Below are 23240 nucleotides of genomic sequence, written 5' to 3'. Positions count from 1 at the left end.
AATGGCAATCAGTCGGCTTGACACTTAGCCGATGAATGGCCTGATATGCCCAGCCACTTTTTTCGAGGGGACCAGACCATTTGTTCAAGCATTCCCAACTGGATTCCGTAAAGGCATGGATTGCCCATCCCGCCCATGCGGTGATGCCGCTTCACGCGCGGATTCAGCGGGCCATTCGGCAATTGATCGTCGACGGCGCGCTGGGAGCGGGCAAGCCGCTGCCCGCCTCGCGCGCCCTCGCCACATCGCTTGGGGTATCGCGCGACACGATCGAAGCGGCCTATTCCCAACTTCATGCCGAGGGGTTCATCGACCGGCGCGTGGGAAGCGGCAGCTTCGTGGCGGAAATGACCGAGTTCATGCCCAGCCGTCCCCTTTCCCAGCGGGATGCGCTCTTGCGCAACCAAGCTCCCACTCTCAGCACCCGGGGGGCGGCCATGTTCCGCAGTGGCGGCGTTCGCGAGATGCTCGCCCCACGGCCTTTCGCTCATGGGGTGCCGGAAACCCGAACCTTTCCCCTCCAACTCTGGGAACGTCTGGAACGGCAGGTGCGCAAGGAGGTCGGCGCGCAAACCCTGTTTCATGGCGACCCGCAGGGGACCGAGGCGCTTCGCCGCGCCATCGCCGACTATGTGAACCTGGAACGCGGCGCCCGCGCCACGGCCGACCGCGTGCTGGTGCTGACCAGTTCGCAACAGGCGATGTCGCTATGCGCGACCATGCTGCTTGATCCCGGCGACCGGATCTTCCTTGAAGACCCCGCCTATTACGGGGCGCGCAAGGCGTTCGATGCGGCGGGGCTGGACTGCGTTCCGATCCCTGTCGACCGGCAAGGTATCGTGGTCGATCAAATCATGGCCGAACCGCACGGGGCCAAGGCGGTTTTCCTGACGCCATCCCACCAGTTTCCGACCGGCGCGACGCTGGCGCTGGACCGCCGTCTGGCGCTGATCGAATGGGCGGCGCGGACTCAGGCGTGGATCATCGAAGACGATTACGACAGCGAGTTCCACTACGCGGGCAAGCCGACGGCCTGCGTGCAAGGTCTCGATAAGCATGACCGCACCCTCTACATCGGCACCTTCACCAAATCGCTCTTTCCGGGCTTGCGGATCGGCTATGTCGTCTTGCCCCCGCCGCTGGTGAAGCCGATGACCGTCGCCCGCACCTTGCTTGATGGCCATACGGCCCCCATGGCGCAACTGACGCTGGCCCGCTTTATGGAAGGGGGGCATTTCGGGGCGTATGTTCGCACCATGCGCGGCGTCTATGCCGAGCGGCTCGCCCTCCTGGCCGGCCTTGTCAGCAAGCATCTGGCGGATTTCGTCGAGCCGCGCGTTCCCATTGGCGGGCTGCAACTGCCCTGTCTGTTGACCCGCGACCTCTCGGAACGCACCGCCATCGACGCGGCGCGACGGGTCGGGATCGAGTTGCTCGGCTTGTCGGCGTTGCACGCCGCCGGCGATGGCAAAGCCGGCTTCCTGATGGGCTTTGCCGCCTATACGCCCCTCGAAATCGAGGAGGCCGTGAGGAAACTGGAAAAGGCGCTGCGGGCGGTGACAAGGCCATAGGATACCCCCGCACGCCAGACATCAGACTGGACAGGACCATCGGACATGGCGCGCCTGCGGCGCAAATGGTCTGAATGATTTGCTGAAAATGGCAGGGCTTATCAGACCATCTCCATGATTAGGTGCTAACGGAAGCCGCCGCGTCAAACCGGCGCGGCGCAGGGCCCCTTACCAGGATCAGGCCCTTACCAGCATCAACAAGGAGAGATCCGTGATGGAAGCATCGGTCGCGCCCCCCGCACTCCGGAACGCCCCCTGCGCAGGCGTCAACGCCGCCTGTTTGTCCGCCGCCGATGACGCCGTTGCCATCGCCATCGCCCAGGAGACGACACGCCAGCGCGAGTCCATCGAGTTGATCGCCTCGGAGAACTTTGTGAGCAAGGCGGTGCTCGAGGCGCAGGGGTCCGTGCTCACCAACAAATATGCCGAGGGCTATCCGCAGCGCCGCTATTATGGCGGATGCGCGAACGTCGATAGGGTCGAGGATCTGGCGATCGCCCGCCTCAACCAGCTTTTCGGCAGCACCTACGCCAACGTCCAGCCCCATTCGGGCAGCCAAGCCAATCAGGCGGTCTTTTTGGCGCTTCTCGCCCCCGGTGACACCATCCTGGGGCTCGACCTTAAGGCCGGCGGCCATCTCACCCATGGCGCCCCGGTCAATATCTCCGGCCGTTGGTTCACGGCCGTCAGCTATGGCGTGGACCCGCGAACCCATCTCATCGACATGGAGCAGATGGCGGACCTTGCCCGCCGGCACCGGCCGAAGCTGCTGATCGCCGGCGGGTCGGCCTATCCGCGCCTCCTGGACTTTGCGCGCTTCCGCCAGATCGCCGACGAGGTGGGGGCGATCTTGATGGTCGATATGGCGCATTTCGCCGGGTTGGTCGCTGGCGGGGTGTATCCGTCGCCGGTGCCCTTCGCTGATGTCATCACCTCGACCACGCACAAGACGCTGCGCGGGCCGCGGGGCGGGTTCGTCCTGACCAATGACGCCGCGATCGCCAAGAAGATCAACTCGGCGGTCTTTCCCGGCCTGCAAGGCGGTCCGCTCATGCACATCATCGCGGCCAAGGCCGTGGCGTTTGGCGAGGCGCTCGATCCCTCGTTCAAGATCTATGCGCGGCGTGTCGTCGAGAATTGCCGCGTTCTCGCCCAAACGCTCCTCGACGGCGGACTGGCGATCACCAGTGGCGGGACCGACTGCCATCTGGCGGTGGTCGATCTGCGCCCCCTTGGTGTCACCGGTACCATCGCCGAACAGGCCCTGGAATCGATCGGCATCACCCTCAACAAGAATGCGATCCCCAACGATCCCGAAAAGCCGATGGTGACCTCGGGCATCCGGGTCGGCAGCGCGGCGGGAACCTCGCGCGGGTTTGGACCCGAGGAGTATCGGCGGATCGCCGCGTTGATCCTCGAGACGCTGCACGCTGTGCGCGCCGGGACGCTCGAGGCCGACCGGGAGGGCATCCGCACCCGGGTGCGCAGCCTCGTGGCGGGTTTTCCCCTGCCTTACTGACCACCACACCCGGGGAGCCCGTTTTGCTATGACAGACTCATTGACCGTCGATCTTTCAGAGGAAGACGTGGCGCGCTTCGGGACGGATCCCGCCCGCGCCTTTGCCGCCAACTTGCTGACTGTGCGAGACCGCATCGCCTCGGCTTGCCGTCGATGCGGCCGTCAGCCCGAGGAGGTGCGTCTGCTCCCCGTCACCAAGACGGTTCCGGCCCCTCTCTTGCGTCTGGCCTTCGCGGCGGGCCTCTCCGACTTCGCCGAGAACAAGCTGCAAGAGGCGCGCGACAAGCAGGTCGAGCTTGCCGATCTCGCGATCCGTTGGAGCATCATCGGCCACCTCCAGACCAACAAGGTGAAATATCTTGTCCGCTTCGCCGCGGAATTCCACGCCCTCGACAGCCTGCGGCTGGCGGAGGAGATGAACCGCCGCCTTGACGCGCAGGGGCGCGATCTCGACGTGTTCGTGCAGGTGAACACCTCCGGCGAAGCCAGCAAATACGGTTTGCCCCCCGCCGAAGTGATACCGTTCGTAGAACGCTTGGCGGACTACCCCCGCCTGAAGCCGCGCGGCCTGATGACGCTGGCGATCTTCAGCGCCGATACCGACCGTGTGCGGACGTGCTTCCGCTTGCTGCGCGCTCTGCGCGACCAGACCGCCACCCTCCATCCCGGCATGACGCAACTGTCGATGGGCATGTCGGGGGACTACGAGGCGGCCATCGAGGAAGGCGCCGATGTCGTTCGCGTCGGCCAAGCCATCTTCGGCCCCCGTCCGACCGCCGACGCCTTTTACTGGCCCGGCCTCATTCCACCGCCCGATCAGCAGAAATCTGGAAACGCCCCATGAAGGACCGCCAAATCCCAGGCGATGGGAACCAGAGTTAGACCGCGAACATAAAGTCTAATCGTCCGATCGCTCCATGCGATCTTCCGATCACGGACTGGGAGGCCCGCTTTGGGGGCCTCCCGCTTTGGATGAGGGCGCGCGCCGTTAGCCGGCCAAAACCAGTTTGCGGGCGGTGACCACCTCGTCGGCCTGTTTGCCGATGACCTCTTGCAGGTGGTCGAAGCTCCAGGCGAAGGTGCCCACGCCCATGGTCGCCGAGCGCAGATCGGTGATCAGATCGTGCATTTCGGATTGGGGCAGATAGCCCTCGACCACGTCCCAGCCGCTCCACCCCTCTTTGGGCGTATAGCCGAGGATCTGGCCGCGCCGTGTGGTCAGGGCGCGCTGGGCCCGGCTGGTGGCGTCGGTCGGCACGCTGATCTCGACGCGCAGGATCGGTTCAAGCAGCACCGGCTCGCAGGCCGGCATGCCCTCGCGCATCGCCAGCTGGGCGGCCGATTTGAAGGCCTGTTCCGAGCTGTCGACCACGTGATAGCTGCCATCGGTCAAGGTGACGCCGACATCGACCACCGGGAAGCCCAAGGGGCCGCGCGGCAGGAACTCGCGGATCCCCTGTTCGACCGCCGGAATATACTGCCGGGGGACCACGCCGCCGGTGATGCTGTCGGTGAAGACGAAGCCTTCGCCGCGCGACAGCGGCTTGATATCGAGATGCACATCGCCGAATTGGCCGTGGCCGCCGGTCTGGCGCTTGAAGCGGCCCTGGCGGCTGGTCGCCTTGCGGATGGTCTCCTTATAGGGCACCTGCGGACGATGGGCCTCGACCTCGACGTGGAACTGGCGGGCCAGCCGGCGCACGGCGATCTGCAGATGGATATCGCCCTGCCCCCACAGCAGCAGCTCGGCGGTGTCGGGATTGTTTTCGACGCGCAGCGAGGGATCCTCCTCGCACAGCTTGGCCAGGGCGCCGGTCAGCTTGACATCGTCGCCCTGTTTGCGGGCATGCAGGGCAAGGGCGAACAGCGGTCCCAGGACCGGCGGGTCGTCGGCGGCGCTGTCGCCGCCAACCAGGGCGCCGGTCGACAGCTTTTCCAGCTTGCCGATGCCCACGACCGCCCCGGCGCCGACACTATCGACCTTGGCTTGCTGGCCGGCCGGGAAGCTGAAAAGCCCGGTGGCGCGATCGCCGTTCAGCGCCTGACCATCCTTCAAGGTGCCGTTCCATAGCCGGGCCAACGACAGCTTGCCCATATGCTCGGCGTGCTGGGTCTTGAAGACCTGGATGACCGGCCCCTTGCCTTCGATGCCCAGGCGGGCGCGGGTCTCCTCCAGCGTCGGGCTTTCGTGGCGGAGCGCCTTGAGCAGGCGGCGGATGCCGTTATCGGCCAGGGCGCCGCCAAAGAACACCGGCACCACCAGATCCTCGGCCAGATCGCGGGCCAGGGAGTCATAGACCGCGCCCTTGGGCGGCACCACGTCCGACAACAGCCCCTCGAGCAGGGCGTCGTCGTAATCGGCCAGATTTTCCAAAAGCTCCTGGCGTTCGTTGACGTGGCGGTCTTTCAGATCCTCGGGGATCGAGATCAGATCGCTGGCCTCGCCCGGCTTGTAGCGATAGGCGCGCTCGCTGACCAGATCGAGATAGCCAACCACCTTGCCGTCTTCGCGGATGGGAATCTCGCGGGCGACCAGCGGCTTGGTCGAGACCATCTGCAGGGCCTCGATCATGTCGCGCAGGTGGGTTTCGGTGGTTTCGATCTTGTTGATGAAGATCATATGGGGGATGGCGCGGCTATCGAGGAATTTCAACAGCGGCGTCAGCATCACGGCGCGGGCGGGATCGGGTTCGCAGACGACGACGGCGACATCGCAGACGGTCAGCGCGTTATAGGTGTCTTGCATGAACTCGACCGATCCCGGACAGTCGAGAAAGGTCCATTGTCCGCCAAGATAGGTGGTTTCGGCCAGATTGACCTCGACGCCCATTTCTCGGTCGCGGGCTTCGGGAGAGGAATCGCCGACGGTATTGTGGTCTTGGATCGTTCCCTTGCGGTGGATGGCCTCGGTCGCCAGCAGCAGGCTTTCCAAAAGACTGGTCTTGCCACTGGCGTAAGGCCCAACGATCGCCGCCACACGCGGCGCGGACGCTCTGTCGGGCATGGGCTTCACTCCCCTGATCATTCTTCATTGATGGGGGCGCGGACCGAACCCGGCGACCTGCGGCAACGCCCCCCGATACCCCAGAGCCGGGTCGCGACGCCCCGCCGAAAGGAGAGTCAGACCTGGGGACCGGAGCGAAATCCCCTTTGATAAGGATTTCGGCTCCGGGGAAGCGCGACCGCTTCACCGGCCCCGGGGCGCCAAAAGATGGCTCCCGAACGGGAACCGAAGGGCGTTATCGTCCCAGGCCGCGACGGTCCTGGCAAGGGAAAAGGCGCAGCCATGCGCGGCGCGCGGGTCTCATGCTTAAAATGGTCGGTTTTAGAAGAAGCCAAAGGAATAAGGGGGGGAAACGCCCCCCTCCCCGCTCCGATCAGCCCTTGGAACCGGCCGCCCCGCTCCGCTCGATGATCTCCTCGAAGCGCGTCCGCGCCCGTTCGGGCAGGTCCGCCGGCAGGGTGATCTCCGCGGGCGACCCCGCGCCGACGCGGACCAGCATGACCATGCCCATGGCGAAATGCGGCGAGCATTTTATGCCATAGACCCCGGGAACGTCGAAGGTCACGCTCGTTTCCTGGTCGATCTTGCCCTTGAAGGCCACCGCCCCGGCCGGCAGCATCGAAGGGATCGACGCCGCGTTGTGGCTGCGATCGCTCGGCAGGAAGCGCAAGGTGTCACCGGGCGCGAGCGTGATATCCTCGGGCTCGAACACCATGCTGCCGTGGACGCCGCGCGTAAGCATCTTCACGTCGAAGGTTTCGGCCTGGGCCGGCACCACGCCGAGCAGGCACAAGCAGGCGATAAGGGCGGATCGGCGAAGCATCATGGGAAGTCTCCAAAGGCGACCCGCGGATGGACCGGGCAAGGTCGCGTGTAACGAATGAAACAGCCGCCCTCGCCATCGTTCTCGACGCGGGCGTCAACGTTGAAAACACCGGCCAGCCGGTCACGGGTCAGGATCTCGGGCGGCGGGCCGACGGCGCAGACCAAGCCGTCTTGCATCACCGCGATGCGGTCGCAGAACATGGCGGCGTGGTTGAGATCGTGAAGAACGGCGACGACGGTGATGCCAAGGGCGCGGACCAGGGCGAGCAGGCCGATCTGATGCTCGATATCAAGATGATTGGTCGGCTCGTCGAGCAGCAGCAGGCGCGGTTCCTGGGCCAGCGCCCGGGCGATGTGAAGGCGCTGGCGCTCGCCGCCCGACAGCTTGTGCCAGGGGCGCGCGGCGAAGCCGGCCATTCCGACAAGGTCGATCATCGCCGTGACGACCGCCTCGTCGCGCCGCGACCAGGGCGTAAGCGCGCTCAGATGGGGGGTGCGGCCAAGCTCCACCGCCTGACGGGCGCTGAGGCGCTCGCTGGTCTCGGCCTGTTGTTCGACCAGGGCGACGCGTTGCGCCAGATCGCGCCGGCCGAGGGCGGTCATCGGCACCCCGCCAAGCAGCACGACCCCCGAGGACGGCGGCCGCAGTCCGGCGAGCATGCGCAAAAGGGTGGTCTTGCCCGAACCATTGGGCCCGACGATGCCGAAGAACTCGCCGGCCGCGACCTCGAGATGAACCCGGTCGACAATGGTTCGCCGATCGATCGTGAAGCTGACATCGCGCGCGCACAGCATCATCGGTGCGCCGGCCTGCGCATGAGGATCAGGGCGAAGGCCGGGGCGCCGACCAGGGCGGTCATGACGCCGATCGGCAGGACCTGTCCGGGGATGATCTTTCGCGACAGGATATCGGCGGCGATCATGAAGATCGCGCCGATCAGGGCCGCCGCCGGCAGCACCTTGTTGTGGCGAACGCCGACGGTCAAGCGCGCCACATGGGGGATGACAAGGCCGACGAAGCCGATCGATCCGACGATGCTGACCATCGTCGCCGTCGTGCCGGCGGCGATGGCGATCATCATGATATAAACCCGGCGCACCGGGATGCCGAGCGAGGCGGCGGAATCGGCGCCGAAGGCGAAGGCGTCGAGGGCGCGGGCGTAAAACAGGCAAATGACCAGCCCGCCCAGCGCCACCGGAACGGCAAGCGACACGTCGGGCCAGCGCACGCCCGAAAGATTGCCCAGAAGCCAGAACATGATGCCGCGCGCCTGATCGGCGGTCGCCACCTTGGTCACGACGAACGAGGTGAGCGCATTGAACAACTGCGATCCGGCGATGCCGGCCAGGATGATCGCCGCCGGCCCGCGCCCGGCCTTCAGCGCGATGAAGGACACCAGCGCGAAAGCGAGGACGGCGCCCAGGAAGGCCCCGACCGATAGCGAAACGAGGCCGCCGCCCAGGCCGAGAACCGCCACCGCCACCGCCCCGCTCGACGCGCCGGCCGAGATGCCGAGGATATAGGGATCGGCCAGGGCGTTGAGCAGCAGGGATTGGAGGACGACGCCGCTGACCGCCAGCGAGGCCCCGCAAGACGCGGCGACGAGGGCGCGGGCGACCCGGTAGTTCCAGATGATCCCCTCATCGATAGGGTCGAGCGCATAGCCGGCGCCCAGAACCTTGTTGGCCACCACTTCGATCACGGTGACGAGGGGGATCGGCGCTTCGCCAAGGGCGGCGCCCGCGGCGAGCGCCACCCCCAGGACAACGACGGCAAGCAGACAGATCGCGGTGATCCGCAAAGCCGCGGGGCCGACCTTCATTGGGCGAGGCCGGCCTTGATGACCGCATCGGCCACGACCTCGATGCCCTCGATGGTGCGGATGGTCGGGTTCATCGCCTGGGCGTCAAGGGGCACGATACGGCCCTCCTGGACGGCGGGCATCAGGCGGGTGACCGGATCATTGGCCAGGAAGGTCTTCTTCACGGCGATATCATCGACCGGAAAGCGCCGCCGGGTCATTTCACCGGCGACGATGATCGTCGGATTGGCCTTGGCGATGGTCTCCCAACCAACCGTCGGCCATTCCTCCTCGCTTTTGATCACATTGGTGATGCCCAGAACGGACAGGATGTATCCGGGGGCACCGTCGCTACCGGCGACATAGGGATCGATGTCGAGATCGGCGCTTGAAAACCAGAAGACGGCGGAAACCGGGCTGCGGAGAGAAGCGATTTTTTTCTTCGCCGCCGCCTCGCGGGCCTTCAAATCGTTGATCAAAACTTCACCGCGCTCGCTGACATCGAAGATGCGGGCTAGGTCCTCGATCTCCTGATAGATCAGATCCGTGGTGAAACGGCTCGTGCGCAGACCGTCGCCCCCTTCGGAATTATCCTTGCCGACGCAATCGGCCGGAGAGGTGTAGACGGGGATCTTCAGTTCGGCGAACTGGGCGTTTGTCGCCACCACCCCTTTGGGGCCGACCTGCCATTGGTATTGATTGGTGACGAGATCGGGTTTCTTGCCGACGACGCTTTCAAAGCTCGGGTCGTTGTCGGCCAGGCGCGGGACCTTGGCGTCGACCGCCTCATAGCCGGCGATCACGGGACCGACCCACAACGCCGTGCCAACGACCTTATCGGCCAAGCCCAGAAGATAGAGGATCTCGGTGGAACTCTGGCCGATCGAAACGACGCGGCTGGGCGCCCGATCAAAGGTGATGGTCTGGCCGCAGGTCTGGAGCGTCAGGGGATAGCGGGTAGGCTCGGCGGCGCCGGCGCCGGAGGCCGAGACGACGAGGGGGGCGGCGAAAGCCGCGGCGAGAAAAGACAAGCGCATGGGTGAAGACAAGGGGGAGTCTCCTCTTCCGTCAATCGTGACAGGGAAAAGTTCGGCGACCCGCAAGGGTCACGGTTCAGCAGTGGCTGAAAGGGCTTGAAAACGTCGACCTCGCCCAGAATCGATGGGCGCAGGCGAGGGTCTCGTCGAGCTATCGACGGACTCTGACGGGACCTTGGGGGTGATCAGACGTGATGCGTCGTCATTGCCATCCTTTCCGAGCCTCCCCGCTCGTGATCATGGATTAGGGTCGGACGGCAGGTCTCCTGGCTCACGGGTCATCGCCTTCATCCCCCTTCCCAAGGCACGCGCCCCAGTGGTTTTCATCGGAGGAAGGCTCGCCGCTCACAGTTGCGGGGGCAGCCACGGTTTCGGACAAATCCTTCGCCTGCACCGTGTTCCCTTTTAATCCCTTCGGCTTGCGCTTGGGGGGAACCGTCAGCCGCAGGCTAGCCGATGCAACCTTGGGCCGTCAACGCCGCGACACCCCGGCACCGCGCCCCCCCGACACCATAGGGGTTCCCAAGGTTCCTATATGACCGCGCCAAGCCCCCAGACGAAAAAAAGGGCGCCCCGCGAAGGGCGCCCTTTCCATCAGATCCGGCTTGCGCGGTGGAGAGAAGTCAACGCAGGCTTTCGCAGAAGCGGCGGATGCGCTGGCAGGCGTCCTCCAGGGTGGCGGTCGCCGTGGCGTAGCTGATGCGGAAATAGGGCGACAGGCCGAAGGCCACGCCCTGAACGGCGGCGACCCCTTCGCTTTCGAGCAGGGCGGCGACGAAATCGCTGTCGGTTTCCAGCAGCTTGCCCTCGGGCGTCGTCTTGCCGATCACCCCGGCGCAGGACGGATAGACATAGAAGGCGCCTTCCGGCGTGCCGACCGACAGGCCCGGGCAATCATTGATCATGCGCACGACCAGATCGCGGCGTTCCTTGAAGATGGCGTTGCGTTCGATCAGGAAGTCCATCGGCCCTTCAAGGGCGGCAAGGGCGGCGGCCTGACTGATCGAGCTGGTGTGGGTGGTCGACTGGCTTTGGATCTTGTTGATCGCCTTGATCACCGCCACCGGGCCGGCGGCATAGCCGACGCGCCAGCCGGTCATGGCGAACGACTTGGAAACGCCGTTCAGCGTCAGGGTGCGGTCCTTCAGCTTGGGCTCGACCTGGGCGATGGTGGCGAACTTGAAGCCGTCATAGACGAGGTGCTCGTACATATCGTCGGTCATCACCCAGACATGGGGATGCTTGAGCAGAACCTCGGCCAGGGCCTTGAGATCGGCGGCCGAATAGGCCACGCCCGTCGGATTGGACGGGCTGTTGAGGATCAGCCATTTGGTCTTGGGCGTGATGGCGCGCTCCAGATCGGCGGGCTGCAGCTTGAAGCCGACCTCGGGGCCGCTGGGAACGAACACCGGCACGCCGCCGGCCAACAGGGCGATATCGGGATAGCTGACCCAATAAGGCGCGGGGATGATCACCTCCTCGCCCGGGTTCAGCGTCGCCATCAGGGCGTTGTAGATGGTCTGCTTGCCACCGCAGCCGACGCTGATCTCTTCGATCGTGTACTCAAGATCGTTCTCGCGCTTGAGCTTGGCGCAGATCGCCTTGCGCAGGGCGGCGGTGCCGGGAACGGCGGTGTATTTGGTCTCGCCGCGCTCGATGGCGGCGATCGCCGCCTGTTTGATGTGATCGGGGGTATCGAAGTCGGGTTCGCCCGCGCCCAGACCGATAATGTCACGGCCGGCGGCCTTGAGTTCGGCGGCCTTGGTGGTAACCGCCAGGGTCGGCGACGGTTTGATGGCGGACAGACGCTCGGCGACGATCGACATGGAAATCCTCGAGGATTGGTTGTGTCGGTTGGGAGGGGGCGAGTGGCCGCGCCGCCCCTGACGACGGGGGCTCTCTTGGCGGGACCGGGGGAAAAAGCTATCCCCCTTCCCGGCGGCACGCAAGCGCCGGGAAAGCGCTTTCCTCAGGATTTCCAGAAGTCGCGGCTGAAAAGCACAAGAAGGGTGAAGAATTCCAGCCGCCCCATCAGCATGGCCAGCGACAGCAGCCATTTCGCGCTATCGGGCAAGGTGGCGTAATTGCCCGCCGGGCCGACGATGGTACCGAGTCCCGGACCGACATTGGCGATCGCCGCCGCCGTCCCGGTCAGGGCCGTCACCCAATCCAGGCCGACCATGGTCAGCGCCAGGGCGATGATCGCCGTCGTCGCCCCGGTGGCGAAGAAGAACAGCACCACCGACACCGCCACGTCCTCGTCGATCGCCCGCCCGCCATAGGTCGAGACGATGACCGCATTGGGCATATAGCGCCGGCGGATATTGGCGCTGAGAACCTTATAGGCCACCTGATAGCGGAACATCTTGATGCCGCCCGAGGTCGATCCGGTGCAGCCGCCGGCGAAGGTGATCATGAAAAAGAACAACTGCGGGAAGCCGCCCCACAGGGTGTAATCCTCCGAGGCGTAGCCCGTCGTCGTCACCACCGAGGTGATGTTGAAGGCCGAGGCGGTCAGGGCATCAAGGAAGGGCCGGCCGTTCTCCAGGCTCTGCCACAGGGCCATGACCAACCAGCAGGCGACCAGAAAGCCGGTCAAAGCCTGGACCTGGGGATCGCGCACCACATCCATCGGCCGGCCGCGCGCCACCTGCACATAGAGCACGAAGGGCATGGCGCCCAACATCATGCCCACCGTCGACATCCACAGCCCGGCGGCGTCGAGATGGCCAAGCGAGGTGTCCCAATTCGAAAAGCCGCCGGTCGACACCGTGCCGAAGGCGTGGCAGATGGCGTCGAAAACCGACATGCCGACGGCGATATAGCCCAAGGCGATGACCACGGTCAGCGTCAGATAGACGGCGGTGATCGCCAGCCCCAATTCGCCGATGCGGTTCATGCCCTTTTCGCTGGTATCGGAGCTTTCGGTGCGGAACAGCTGCATGCCGCCGACGCGCAGCGCCGGCAGCAGGGCGATGGCCATGCCGATGATGCCGATGCCGCCGATCCAATGCAGCAGGCAGCGCCAGAACAAGATCCCCGGCGGCTGATGCTCCAGGCCGCTGATCACCGTCGCCCCGGTGGTGGTCAATCCCGAAACGCTCTCAAAAAACGCCCCGGCGAAATCAAGCCCGGTGGTCGCCAGCATGAACGGCATGGAGCCAAACAGCGACATGGTCAGCCAAGCCAGGGCGGTCATCAGGAAGCCCTGGCGGATATTGAAGCGCAGCGGCATCCGCCAATTGGCCAGGGTCAGCATCATCCCGCAAAACAGCGTGATCACCGAAGAGCCGAGGAACGCCCGCCAGTCGCGGTTTTCAACCACCAGATCGACCAAGGCCGGCGCCAGCATCGAGAGCCCGAGGCCCGACAGCAGCAGCCCAAGGACCATCAGCACCGGGGCGAGATCGATCCCCCCCAGCATCAGGCCCCGGCTGGTGCCGAGTTGGCTTCCCCTCAGGCTCATTCCGTTTCCTTCCCAGGCTTGCGACCGCGCGAAAAAACCGCCCCCCGCGCCGCGCGGCGCCGGAGGTCGTAGGGGGCGAACCCCCGTCGATCACCTCGATCGACGCCGCCCGCCCCCTTCAGCGTGGCGATCATAAGGCAGGCCCGGGACGATTTGGCAAGCCGGGCGCTGTGGCGGTCCTTTTGAAATGGGTCGAAAAAGGGAGCGATGACGGACGGCGCGCCCCCCTGGTCAAGCCCGGGCGGGCGGCTTATCTTAAGGGCCATGACCATGCTTCTCCCCCTGTTCGAGCGCCCGCCCGCTGGCCCCCGCGCCGAGTTTCGTCTGGCCAGCGACTATCAGCCCGCCGGCGATCAGCCCCAGGCCATCGCCGAGCTGTTGCGGGGTCTGGCCGCCCAAGACCGCGATCAGGTGCTGCTGGGCGTCACCGGCTCGGGCAAGACCTTCACCATGGCCCAGGTCATCGCCGAGATGGGCCGGCCGACCCTGATCCTCGCCCCCAACAAAACCCTGGCCGCCCAGCTTTACGGCGAGTTCAAGAATTTCTTTCCCGACAACGCCGTCGAGTATTTCGTCAGCTATTACGACTATTACCAGCCCGAAGCCTATGTTCCGCGCACCGATACCTATATCGAAAAAGACTCCAGCATCAACGAGCAGATTGACCGGATGCGCCACGCCGCCACCCGCGCCCTGCTTGAACGCCGCGATGTCATCATCGTCGCCTCGGTCTCGTGCATCTATGGTATCGGCTCGGTCGAGTCCTATTCCCGGATGATCATCCCCATCAAGGTGGGAACGACGCTGCCGCGCGCCGATCTGCTCAAGGCGCTGGTCGAGCTGCAGTTCACCCGCAATGACATCGCCTTCACCCGGGGTATGTTCCGGGTGCGCGGGGATTCGGTGGAGATCTTCCCCGCCCACTATGAGGACCGCGCCTGGCGGGTCAGCCTGTGGGGGGACGAGATCGAATCCGTGCGCGAATTCGATCCCTTGACCGGCGAGATCACCGCCAGCCTCGACGAAGTCACCGTCTATCCGGCCAGCCACCATGTCACCCCCCGCCCGGCGCTGTCCCAGGCGGTGCGCACGATCAAGGCCGAGCTCAAGGAAACGCTCGCCCGCTTTTACGACCAGGGCAAGGTGCTTGAGGCCCAGCGCCTGGAGCAGCGCACCACCTTCGATCTGGAGATGATCGAGGCGACCGGCCACTGCAAGTCCATCGAGAACTACTCACGCCATCTGACCGGACGCCGCCCCGGCGATCCGCCGCCGACCCTGTTCGAATACCTGCCCGAGGACGCCTTGCTGTTCGTCGATGAAAGCCACGTCGCCGTGCCGCAGATCGGCGGCATGTTCCGCGGCGACTTCAATCGCAAAAGCGTGCTGGCGGAATTCGGCTTCCGCCTGCCGTCCTGCGTTGATAACCGGCCGCTGAAGTTCGAGGAATGGGACGTCATGCGCCCGCCGTCGATCTTCGTTTCGGCCACCCCGGGGCGCTGGGAACTTGAACGCACCGGCGGCGTCGTCGCCGAACAGGTGATCCGCCCCACCGGTCTGGTCGATCCGGTCTGCATCATCCGCCCGGTCGAGGCCCAGGTCGACGATCTGCTGGGCGAGGTCAAGGCCTGCGCGGCGCGCGGCGAACGGGTGCTGGTCACCACCTTGACCAAGCGCATGTCCGAGGATCTGACCGAATATCTGACCGAACAGGGGGTAAGGGTGCGCTACATGCACTCCGACATCGAAACCCTGGAGCGGATCGAGATCATCCGCGACCTGCGGCTGGGCGCCTTCGATGTGCTGGTCGGCATCAACCTGCTGCGCGAGGGCCTTGATATCCCCGAATGCGCCCTGGTGGCGATCTTGGACGCCGATAAGGAAGGCTTCCTGCGCTCGCGCACCTCGCTGATCCAGACCATCGGCCGCGCCGCCCGTAACGTTGGCGGCCGGGTGATCCTTTATGCCGACAAGATGACCGATTCCCTGACCTTCGCCATCGAGGAAACCAGCCGCCGCCGCCAGCGTCAGCAAGACTACAACGCCGCCCATGGCATCACCCCGGAAACCGTGCGCTCGCGCATTTCCGATGTTCTCAGCAGCGTTTACGAAAAAGACTACGTCACCGTGACCACCGGGGTATCGGGCGACAACCAACTGGTCGGCAAATCCCTGCGCGAGCATCTCGCCGATCTCGACAAACGCATGCGCGCCGCCGCCGCCGATCTGGAATTCGAGGAGGCCGGCCGCCTGCGCGACGAGATCCGCCGCCTGGAGGCGCTGGACCTTGGCCTGCCCGGAGACGCCGGGGCGACCGGCCTTGCCGAAGCCGCCATCCCCTTGCGCGCCGCCGTCGCCAAAGGCCGGGGGGCAGCGGCCAAGGGCCGTGGTCGCAAGGGCAAAAGGTGAAAAGAAGCCGCAGCCCTTGTCCCTTCATATCCGCCCCATCGCCTTTGCCGACCCGCTGACCCTGGTCCCGGCCTTGGCCAAGGATCCGGTCTTCGCCTTTCTCGACAGCGCCGCCGCCGATCCCGGCGCGGGCGACGAGGATCGCGGCCGTTACAGCTATCTCTGCGCCGATCCCTGGCGGGTGATCACCGCCGATGACACCACGGTCCGGGTCGATAGCCGGCCGGTCGCCGGCGATCCCTTCGCCGTTCTCGCCGCCACCCTGGCCGAAATCGCCGAGGACGAGCCCGTCGCTTGCCCGGTGCCCTTCGCCACCGGCCTATGCGGTGTCCTTGGTTACGGCCTGGGTGCTTGGCTGGAACGGCTGGCCCCCGCCCCGGCCGATCGGCTGGCCCTGCCGGCGATGACCCTGGGCGTCTATGACTGCGTCGCCGCCTTCGACCTGCGCGCGCGCAAGGCCTGGATCGTTTCCAGCGGCCGGCCCGAACGCGATCCGCGGCGCCGCGCCGCCCGCGCCCTGGCCCGCGCCGAAGCCCTGGAACGGCGCTTGGCCGCGGTTTCCCTTGTCCCTGACGAGACCGCCGCCGCTTATGAAAAGACCGGGTCCTGGCGCGCCGAGCGACCGCGCGCGGCGATCTTGGCGGCGATCGGCAAGACCATCGACGCCATCGAAGCCGGCGAGCTGTTCCAGGCCAATATCACCCAGCGCTTCCTGGCCGACCTTCCGCCCGGCCTCGACGACCTCACCTTGTATCGCCGCCTGCGCCGGCTGAGCCCGGCCCCCTTCGCCGCCCTGGTCGGCTGCGGCGCCGACCACCGCCTGATCGGCGCCTCGCCCGAACGCTTCTTGCGCCTGGGCGCCGAGGGCCGGGTCGAGACGCGGCCGATCAAGGGCACCCGCCGGCGCGACGCCGATCCGGCGCGCGACGCCGCCCAGGCCGCCGCTCTGGTGGCCAGCGAAAAGGACCGGGCCGAGAACCTGATGATCGTCGATCTGATGCGCAACGACCTGGGCCGGGTCTGCGCCATCGGCAGCGTCCGTGTGCCCCGGCTGATCGCCCTGGAAAGCTTCGCCAGCGTCCACCATCTGGTCTCGGCGGTCGAAGGGCGGCTGCGCCCCGGCCTGGGGGCGATCGACCTGCTGCGCGCCTGTTTTCCCGGCGGCTCGGTCACCGGGGCGCCGAAGATCCGCGCCATGGACCTGATCACCGCCCTGGAGCCGGCCCGGCGCGGCTGGTATTGCGGATCGGTGGCCTGGATCGGCGCCGATGGGGCGATGGATTCCAACATCGTCATCCGCAGCCTCACCCGGGCCGGTGCCACCCTGATCGCCCAGGCCGGCGGCGCCATCACCGCGCCCTCCGATCCGGCCGAGGAATACGAGGAAAGCCTGATCAAAATGGCCCCCCTGCTCAGCGCCCTGGATGGGATCGAGCGATGACCGCCCGGCGACCGGCCGTCATTTGGCTGAACGACCGGCTCGTGCCCGCCGCAAAGGCCCGCATCGATCCCGCCGATCGCGGATTTCTGCTTGGCGATGGCCTATTCGAAACCATCCCGGCGCGCGACGGCCGCCCCCTGCGTCTGGCCGCCCACCTCGCCCGCCTGGGGCGCGGCGCCCGAATTTTAGGCATTCCCCTACCCGCCCTGGATATCGCCGCCGCCTTGGCCGCCACCCTGGCGGCCAACGACCTGAGCGAGGGGGTGCTGCGCCTGACCCTGACCCGGGGTCCCGGGCCGCGCGGCCTGTTGCCGCCGCCCGCGCCAAAGCCCACGATCATGATCACGGCGACGGCCTTTCCGCCGCCAACGGGGCCGGCGCGGCTGATCGTGGCGACGCGGACAAGGCGCAACGAGGCCTCGCCGCTGTCGACGATCAAATATCTTGCCTATGGCGACGCCATCCTCGCCCGCCAGGAGGCCGCCGAGCGCGGCGCCGATGACGCGATCTTGCTCAACCTCGGGGGTCGGGTCGCCGAAACCACCGTCGCCACGCTGTTCATCGTCCAGGGCGGGCGGCTTCTCACCCCTCCGCAGACCGACGGCGCCCTGCCCGGCATTCTTCGCGCCGAGATGCTGGCCTGGGGAGCGCGCGAACACTCGCTGACCCCCGCCGATCTTTTGACCGCCGACGGCGTTTTTCTGGCCAACAGCCTTGGGTTCCGCTTGGTCATTTCCATTGACGGACAGGCCGTTCCCGATTGCACACCCCTTGTTCATGACCTTCAAGGCTATGTAAGACAAAGGGAAAATGGCACCTCACCGGAAGAGCCCTCTGATGGGGGAAGCCCCTTCCCGAAATAACAAACCGTGCAAATAGGTTTTTAATCTTGCCAAGGTCGCGCTTGACCGCTACTGTTAAGATGACGATTGCCGAAGGCCGCCCTTCTGGTCCGCCTTCCATCCTACCGGTGTCTTCAGCCAATGACTTGCCCCGGCGGCCACTCCCTCAAAAGGGTTCGGTCGCCGTTTTTTTGTGCCCCGCCTTTCCATACCCCGCCAAAAGGGCGGAGGAAGGGCTGGGAAACGGGCGAATGCCCAAGGCTTAGGCAAAACCGCTCCCTCTCTCCCGCCACCGTCCCGAAAAATTCCCGGAAATCGGGCTTTTTTGCGTTGCGGCACGCGTCTTGAATAGGCTGGATCAATAAGCGCCTCTCAGGGGCGTTCGCCCGCCCCTCGGACAAGCGGCCGATCAAAGGTCGATACCCATCCGGCGGGCCCAGGTCTTGATCAGGAAAAGTGGGGAGTGATCATGAAATTCGTTATTGCGATAACCAAGCCCTTCAAACTCGACGAGGTCCGCGAAGCCCTCGGCGCCCTGGGGATCCAGGGGATGACCGTTACCGAGGTGAAGGGGTTCGGCCGGCAGAAGGGCCAGACCGAGGTTTACCGCGGAGCTGAATACGTGGTGAATTTCCTGCCCAAGGTGAAGATCGAACTGGCCGTTCCCGATAATCTTCTCGATCAGGTGGTCGAGACCATCCAATCCACGGCGCAAACCGGCAAGATCGGCGACGGCAAGATCTTCGTCTTCGATCTGGGCGAAGCCGTAAGGATCCGCACCGGCGAGCGCGGCGAGGAAGCCCTCTAGGGCGACCGATGCCGACGGGTCTGATGGTTTTTTAATCTTGACCGAAGGTGTTCTGCCCGCTTTACGGGCAAGGCGCAGGTTTTCCAGGGGGTTTTCCCCGGAAAAAGCGCCGCGCCGGGTGGGATGTGGGTCGTGGCACGGTTCTTGTTACGACACTCCCCGCCGGAGGGCGGAAGACCTCCCGATCAGCCAGCTCCTGTGAGACAAACCACCATGATGAGAGCCTTCACGTTCCTCCCCGCCGCCCTGGTCGCCCTTCTGGCGCCGGCCCTGGCCTATGCCCAGGATGCGGCCCCCACCCTGGATTCGGGCAATACCGCCTGGATGCTGACCTCGACCGCGCTGGTCCTTCTGATGACCATCCCGGGCCTCGCGCTTTTCTATGCCGGCATGGTCCGCAAGAAGAACGTGCTGGCGACCATGATGCAGAGCTTCATCATCACCGCGCTGGTCAGCGTCGTGTGGATGGTGGCCGGCTACTCGATCGCCTTTGGCACCGGCAACGCCTATTTCGGTGACTTCTCGAAGTTCCTGCTGTCGGACATCAGCATTGACAGCCTGAACGGCACCTTCCCCGAAACGGTGTTCGTCGTCTTCCAGATGACCTTCGCCATCATCACCCCGGCCCTGATCACCGGCGCCTTCGCCGAACGCATGAAGTTCTCGGCGATGCTGTGGTTCATCGGCCTGTGGGTGCTGATCGTCTACGCGCCGATCTGCCATTGGGTGTGGAGTTCCTCGGGCTTCCTGTTCAACGCCGGCGTCCTTGATTACGCGGGCGGCACCGTGGTTCACATCAACGCCGGCGTGGCCGGTCTGGTCTGCGCCCTCGTCTTGCGTCGTCGCGCCGGCTTCGGCAGCGAGAACATGGCCCCCTATAACCTGTCGCTGGCCGTGATCGGCGCCGCCCTGCTGTGGGTGGGCTGGTTCGGCTTCAACGCCGGGTCCGCCGTCGCCGCCGATGGCCGTGCCGGCATGGCCATGCTGGCGACCCAGCTTGGCGCCGCCGGTGCCACCTTGTCGTGGATCGCCGCCGAATGGCTGGTGCGCGGCAAGCCCAGCGTGCTGGGCGCGGTTTCGGGCGCCGTCGCCGGTCTGGTCGCCATCACCCCGGCCTCGGGCTTCGTTCTGCCCGGTGGCGCCCTGGTCATCGGCCTGGTGGCCGGCGTCGTCTGCTTCTGGGGCGCGACTTGGCTGAAGAAGACCCTGGGCTATGACGACAGCCTGGACGCCTTCGGCGTGCATGGCATCGGCGGTCTGGTCGGCGCCCTGCTGACCGGCGTCTTCGCCGCCCAGAGCGTTGGTGGCGAAGCCGCCGTCGGCCTGCTCGAAGGCAATCCCGGTCAGGTCCTCACCCAGGCCTGGGGCTGCCTTGCCACCATCGTGTGGACGGCCGTCGCCTCCTACGTGATCTTGAAGGTCATTGATCTGGCCATCGGCCTGCGGGTTTCGCCCGAGCAGGAAAGCGAAGGCCTCGACATCTCGCTGCACGGCGAGCGCCTGCAGTAAGCGATCACACACATTCGATGGAAACGGGGGCGCTCCGCGGGGCGCCCCCTTTTTTTTCAGGACGACAGAGTGTGTGGTCCCTGGGTGAGATGGTGCGGGTCGATCTTGAAGATTGACGGGTCTTTAGTCCGGGCGTCGCAGATCGCCTGGTAGGGAGTTCGCCAGCGGAGTGCCTTGAGGTGCTTGGCAAAGTTGTAGGCGGTGACAAAGGCCAAGACGTGAGCCTTGAGGCTTTCCAGGTCGTCATAGTGGTAGGCCTTGATGGTGGCGTCCTTGATGGTGCGGTTCATCCGCTCGGCTTGGCCGTTGGTCCACGGATGGTAGGGTTTGGTGAGCCGATGCTCGATGCCGTGTTCGATGCAGACCCGGTCGAAGATATGTGGGCCGAAGAAGCGGCGGCTGGGACCGTTGCGGTTCTTGGGTAGATCAGCGAAGGCCATACCGTTGTCGGTGAGCACGATGTGGATCTGGTAGGGGAAGGCCTCCACGACATTTCTGAGGAAGGCTGCCCCTTCCATTTTTCCGGCGCAATCGTGGAAATCGACATAGGTGAACTTCGAGACGCGATCGATAGCCAGGAACATCACCAGTTTGCCGTCGGCGTGGCACAACTCGCAGCTGTCAATATGGACGTAGCCGATCTCGTAAGGAGCTATGGGGGAAACTGGGTGATGACGGTCTGAAGAAGGCGGCGTATCGAGGCGGGTAACCAGCCTGCCAGCCCCTCCCAGAAGAAGCGATACGCCATAAAGGAAGATAGCACCGTGTCTCGCCTGCGTCAGCCTGATGAGCTTGACGATCCGCTGACCGAGATCTTGCGCCAAGGCGCGCGGCGCCTGCTGGCCAAGGCGGTTGAACAGGAGGCTGAAGCTAGGCGATGCATAAACTGGTCGCGACAATCATGGCAACGATTGGCGAAGCGAAGGCAATCGATGAGGAGAAGCGCGATCTTCCCCAGATCAATCCGCCTCAACCGCTTTTGCCGCCTCGTCCGGCCGACTACGTCTTGAGCCCGAAGGAGAAGCAGAACGCGTTTGCCGCGGATTTGGACGACGAGATCCCATTTTAGCCTGGGGACAATTCCATTCCCGGCCCATGGTCATCATGGTTTAAGTGGCGAAGAGTATTCTGAAAATTCGAGCGTAAGAAGTCCACTTTTGAGTATCATCAGAATCTGAGCGGATGGCGCCATATGAGGCGCGAAACGGCAGTGACGGGCCCGAGACGGACTGGCGAATTTCGGACGCGAAATAGGTAATACAGACGTTGTTTCTGGATAGGGGCTTCGGTAACAACTACCTCAAAAGAGTAGCAGTTTGGCCTAACGACTCGGCATCGCAAAGTTGTCACTGTGTAATTTGTGGTTTCTCAGTCCATTTGGCGGCGGTTTCTTCACCAAAAACAAATTTGGCGTACTCCTCTGGCGTCCTATCGGACAATCCCTCCCTGTGCATCTGCGTTGCCCAGCGCAGCAGGCCGTTGGACATCTCTGAAGTGCCGTAGACGGGTCGAATAGCATCGACCCAAAGCTCTAGCTCCCGAACTGTTACGTCGTTCTTTGGAGTCAAAATTTCAGCAATTTTAACAAGGCTATTAGCCAATTCACGATCTATTACCATGGAAGGATTTGACCAATGAATTTTTCCGTAGCAATCCGTGTAGAATCCTATCTGCTTAATACTGTTGAGAATAGCCGTGTGTTCACCATCTCTCTCTATTGTCATTGCAAGTTCATAGAGATGTCTTGCGCCTTTACGCGCTAGATCCGGAAGAATCCATGCGCCATTCTTAGAGCGATGGTCCCGGTAGCGTCGCCACTCATCGCGCAACCGATTTACGTCCGATAGAACGACAATAGTTCGAAGAATAGACAGCTTGCCGCTTTCTTCAATTGAAAGTGCGGCGACAGAGGCCGCTGTAGGGTAGCGCTCTGCTTCCAGGAGAAGTTTCGCATCAAAGACCAAGCGCAGCGCGTTTTGCCGCGCAGCGTTCATACCTTCTGCTGCGGAAGCGGGCGTGATCGGCCCCCTATATTCTTCGAGTTGTCCGGCCTTTGCCATCTTTCCGAACCTAATATAAGGATATGATATTGAGGAACACCATAAGTCAGTTTGAAAAAAGATGAAACGTTGGCAGGTCACTTCCAAGAGAGTCGGCGCTTCATCTAGGCCGTCGACTCATTATGGCTGACACCAAATCCGCAGGGCGACGAGTTTAACGGCAGCGAGGAAATTGAGCGGGTCTTTGTCATATCGGGTGGCGATGCCCCGGAACTGCTTGATCCTGTTGAAGAAGCGCTCGACCAGAGTGCATTGGCGGTAGACCCAGGAAGAAAAGGCGAAGCTGCCTTTGCGGTTGGAGCGGGGCGGGATATTGGCCCAAGCCTTCTTCTCTGCGGCCAGGGCGCGAATGGCGTTGCTGTCATAGCCCTTGTCGGCGAGCAGGATGTCACCCTCGCCGAGGTTTTCGATCAACGCCTCGGCTTCCAAGCTATCATGAACTTGGCCGCCGGTCAGCCGCAAGGTGACGGGGCGGCCTTCCGCATCGACGAGCGCGTGGATTTTGCTGATGAGGCCGCCACGGGAACGTCCCATGCCGCCATCCTCAAGATCCCCTTTTTTCCCGTGGCTCCGTGCTGGTGAACACGGACACAGGTCGAGTCGATCATGACGATGTCGCCATCGTAGGTCTTTGAAACTTCTTCCGAAAGCCGGTCCCACACCCCGGCCTTGCGCCAGCGGACGAAGCGGTTGTAGCAGGTAGTCGGCGGGCCGTAGCGCTCGGGGACTTCTGCCCACGGCGACCCGGTACGAAAGCGCCACAGAATTCCATTGAGGACCCGCCGGTCATCGACGCGGGGAACTCCGCGCTGCTTGTTCGGCAACAAAGGCTGGATCACCGACCACTCATATTCCGTCAATTCATAGCGCCGACGCGTCATCAAAACCCCCGCTCCAGGACGGGAATCACGGACCACGGCGAGAGGAAAGCAGATTTATGAGTTCAC

General features: G+C 64.4%; 18 protein-coding genes, 1 pseudogene and 1 riboswitch. Of the genes and pseudogenes, 9 read left to right on the top strand and 10 right to left on the bottom strand.

Annotation, left to right across the window (positions count from 1 at the left end; all coding sequences use genetic code 11):
- The first annotated feature begins 80 nt into the window (after positions 1-80).
- The 3 genes from RRU_RS05965 (at position 81) to RRU_RS05955 (ending at position 3934) form a co-directional block, all read left to right on the top strand.
- Positions 81-1571: a PLP-dependent aminotransferase family protein gene (locus RRU_RS05965; RefSeq protein WP_011388898.1), complete on the top strand. Its 1491-nt coding sequence runs from the start codon at positions 81-83 to the stop codon at positions 1569-1571.
- 214 nt (positions 1572-1785) lie between these two features.
- The gene (locus tag RRU_RS05960; RefSeq protein WP_011388897.1) at positions 1786-3090 is read left to right on the top strand and encodes a serine hydroxymethyltransferase; all 1305 of its coding nucleotides are present in this window, start codon (positions 1786-1788) and stop codon (positions 3088-3090) included.
- A 28-nt stretch (positions 3091-3118) separates the two neighbouring features.
- Positions 3119-3934 (top strand): YggS family pyridoxal phosphate-dependent enzyme, encoded by an 816-nt coding sequence (locus RRU_RS05955; protein ID WP_011388896.1) that lies wholly within the window; start codon positions 3119-3121, stop codon positions 3932-3934.
- Positions 3935-4078: 144 nt separating this feature from the next.
- Here the strand turns inward: RRU_RS05955 and RRU_RS05950 are convergent, their stop codons facing one another.
- The 7 genes from RRU_RS05950 to RRU_RS05920 all read right to left on the bottom strand — a co-directional run bounded on the left by RRU_RS05950 (position 4079) and on the right by RRU_RS05920 (position 13224).
- Complete coding sequence (locus RRU_RS05950) at positions 4079-6094, bottom strand: elongation factor G (protein ID WP_011388895.1); 2016 nt, start codon at positions 6092-6094, stop codon at positions 4079-4081.
- Positions 6095-6467: 373 nt separating this feature from the next.
- A complete protein-coding gene (locus RRU_RS05945) occupies positions 6468-6920 on the bottom strand; it encodes a pseudoazurin (protein WP_011388894.1) in 453 nt (150 codons plus the stop codon).
- Positions 6917-7717, bottom strand: coding sequence for an ABC transporter ATP-binding protein (locus tag RRU_RS05940; RefSeq protein WP_011388893.1), 801 nt, complete (start codon positions 7715-7717; stop codon positions 6917-6919). Before RRU_RS05940 ends, RRU_RS05945 begins: the two co-directional genes overlap by 4 nt.
- Positions 7714-8742, bottom strand: coding sequence for a FecCD family ABC transporter permease (locus tag RRU_RS05935; protein WP_011388892.1), 1029 nt, complete (start codon positions 8740-8742; stop codon positions 7714-7716). The genes RRU_RS05940 and RRU_RS05935 overlap by 4 nt, the downstream gene beginning before the upstream one ends.
- Positions 8739-9770: an ABC transporter substrate-binding protein gene (locus RRU_RS05930; protein WP_011388891.1), complete on the bottom strand. Its 1032-nt coding sequence runs from the start codon at positions 9768-9770 to the stop codon at positions 8739-8741. The genes RRU_RS05935 and RRU_RS05930 overlap by 4 nt, the downstream gene beginning before the upstream one ends.
- 226 nt (positions 9771-9996) lie before the next feature.
- A riboswitch (cobalamin riboswitch) is annotated at positions 9997-10213 on the bottom strand.
- A 168-nt stretch (positions 10214-10381) separates the two neighbouring features.
- Entirely contained in the window at positions 10382-11584 is a 1203-nt protein-coding gene (locus RRU_RS05925; RefSeq protein WP_011388890.1) for a pyridoxal phosphate-dependent aminotransferase, read from the bottom strand.
- Positions 11585-11727: 143 nt separating this feature from the next.
- Positions 11728-13224 carry a TrkH family potassium uptake protein gene (locus RRU_RS05920; protein ID WP_011388889.1) on the bottom strand — a complete coding sequence of 499 codons (1497 nt, stop codon included), beginning with the start codon at positions 13222-13224 and terminating at the stop codon, positions 11728-11730.
- A gap of 264 nt (positions 13225-13488) precedes the next feature.
- On the opposite strand from RRU_RS05920, the gene uvrB reads away from it, so the two are divergent.
- The 5 genes from uvrB (at position 13489) to RRU_RS05895 (ending at position 20233) form a co-directional block, all read left to right on the top strand.
- Positions 13489-15633: an excinuclease ABC subunit UvrB gene (uvrB, locus tag RRU_RS05915; protein WP_162470604.1), complete on the top strand. Its 2145-nt coding sequence runs from the start codon at positions 13489-13491 to the stop codon at positions 15631-15633.
- A gap of 16 nt (positions 15634-15649) precedes the next feature.
- Entirely contained in the window at positions 15650-17074 is a 1425-nt protein-coding gene (locus RRU_RS05910; protein ID WP_011388887.1) for an anthranilate synthase component I family protein, read from the top strand.
- Positions 17071-17937 carry an aminotransferase class IV gene (locus tag RRU_RS05905; protein WP_011388886.1) on the top strand — a complete coding sequence of 289 codons (867 nt, stop codon included), beginning with the start codon at positions 17071-17073 and terminating at the stop codon, positions 17935-17937. Before RRU_RS05910 ends, RRU_RS05905 begins: the two co-directional genes overlap by 4 nt.
- 448 nt (positions 17938-18385) lie before the next feature.
- The gene (locus tag RRU_RS05900; protein ID WP_011388885.1) at positions 18386-18724 is read left to right on the top strand and encodes a P-II family nitrogen regulator; all 339 of its coding nucleotides are present in this window, start codon (positions 18386-18388) and stop codon (positions 18722-18724) included.
- Between the two features lie 213 nt (positions 18725-18937).
- Positions 18938-20233 (top strand): ammonium transporter, encoded by a 1296-nt coding sequence (locus RRU_RS05895; protein ID WP_011388884.1) that lies wholly within the window; start codon positions 18938-18940, stop codon positions 20231-20233.
- Positions 20234-20289: 56 nt separating this feature from the next.
- Here the strand turns inward: RRU_RS05895 and RRU_RS05890 are convergent.
- Positions 20290-20880: pseudogene (locus RRU_RS05890) on the bottom strand (integrase core domain-containing protein); the annotation flags it as partial.
- Between the two features lie 230 nt (positions 20881-21110).
- Here RRU_RS05890 and RRU_RS05885 point away from each other — a divergent pair.
- Positions 21111-21302, top strand: a complete 192-nt coding sequence (locus tag RRU_RS05885) for a hypothetical protein (RefSeq protein ID WP_014626102.1) — start codon at positions 21111-21113, stop codon at positions 21300-21302.
- A 277-nt stretch (positions 21303-21579) separates the two neighbouring features.
- On the opposite strand, the gene RRU_RS05880 is transcribed toward RRU_RS05885, so the two are convergent.
- Both RRU_RS05880 and RRU_RS05875 read right to left on the bottom strand, forming a co-directional pair.
- Positions 21580-22293, bottom strand: coding sequence for an AbiV family abortive infection protein (locus RRU_RS05880; RefSeq protein WP_081467690.1), 714 nt, complete (start codon positions 22291-22293; stop codon positions 21580-21582).
- A 120-nt stretch (positions 22294-22413) separates the two neighbouring features.
- Positions 22414-23174, bottom strand: a protein-coding gene (locus RRU_RS05875; RefSeq protein ID WP_085977019.1) for an IS5-like element ISRhru5 family transposase whose coding sequence is annotated in 2 segments (ribosomal slippage) — positions 22414-22859 and positions 22859-23174 — 762 coding nt in all. Because the reading frame shifts where the segments join, the coding sequence is not laid out codon by codon here.
- Between the last annotated feature and the right edge of the window lie 66 nt (positions 23175-23240).

This window comes from Rhodospirillum rubrum ATCC 11170 (genome assembly GCF_000013085.1).
In the GTDB taxonomy this organism is placed as follows: Bacteria; Pseudomonadota; Alphaproteobacteria; order Rhodospirillales; family Rhodospirillaceae; genus Rhodospirillum; species Rhodospirillum rubrum.
The sequence above is the reverse complement of the archived record's forward strand: the minus strand, read 5'-3'. Positions and strand labels throughout refer to the sequence as shown.

Bases quoted from the DNA above. Each gene is read 5' to 3' on its own strand.
- RRU_RS05895 (WP_011388884.1), top strand. From the start codon at position 18,938: ATGATGAGAGCCTTCACGTTCCTCCCCGCCGCCCTGGTCGCCCTTCTG.
- RRU_RS05880 (WP_081467690.1), bottom strand. From the start codon at position 22,293: ATGGCAAAGGCCGGACAACTCGAAGAATATAGGGGGCCGATCACGCCC.
- RRU_RS05905 (WP_011388886.1), top strand. From the start codon at position 17,071: ATGACCGCCCGGCGACCGGCCGTCATTTGGCTGAACGACCGGCTCGTG.
- RRU_RS05960 (WP_011388897.1), top strand. From the start codon at position 1,786: ATGGAAGCATCGGTCGCGCCCCCCGCACTCCGGAACGCCCCCTGCGCA.
- RRU_RS05900 (WP_011388885.1), top strand. From the start codon at position 18,386: ATGAAATTCGTTATTGCGATAACCAAGCCCTTCAAACTCGACGAGGTC.
- RRU_RS05885 (WP_014626102.1), top strand. From the start codon at position 21,111: ATGCATAAACTGGTCGCGACAATCATGGCAACGATTGGCGAAGCGAAG.
- RRU_RS05940 (WP_011388893.1), bottom strand. From the start codon at position 7,717: ATGATGCTGTGCGCGCGCGATGTCAGCTTCACGATCGATCGGCGAACC.
- uvrB (WP_162470604.1), top strand. From the start codon at position 13,489: ATGACCATGCTTCTCCCCCTGTTCGAGCGCCCGCCCGCTGGCCCCCGC.
- RRU_RS05945 (WP_011388894.1), bottom strand. From the start codon at position 6,920: ATGATGCTTCGCCGATCCGCCCTTATCGCCTGCTTGTGCCTGCTCGGC.
- RRU_RS05920 (WP_011388889.1), bottom strand. From the start codon at position 13,224: ATGAGCCTGAGGGGAAGCCAACTCGGCACCAGCCGGGGCCTGATGCTG.
- RRU_RS05955 (WP_011388896.1), top strand. From the start codon at position 3,119: ATGACAGACTCATTGACCGTCGATCTTTCAGAGGAAGACGTGGCGCGC.
- RRU_RS05935 (WP_011388892.1), bottom strand. From the start codon at position 8,742: ATGAAGGTCGGCCCCGCGGCTTTGCGGATCACCGCGATCTGTCTGCTT.
- RRU_RS05925 (WP_011388890.1), bottom strand. From the start codon at position 11,584: ATGTCGATCGTCGCCGAGCGTCTGTCCGCCATCAAACCGTCGCCGACC.
- RRU_RS05950 (WP_011388895.1), bottom strand. From the start codon at position 6,094: ATGCCCGACAGAGCGTCCGCGCCGCGTGTGGCGGCGATCGTTGGGCCT.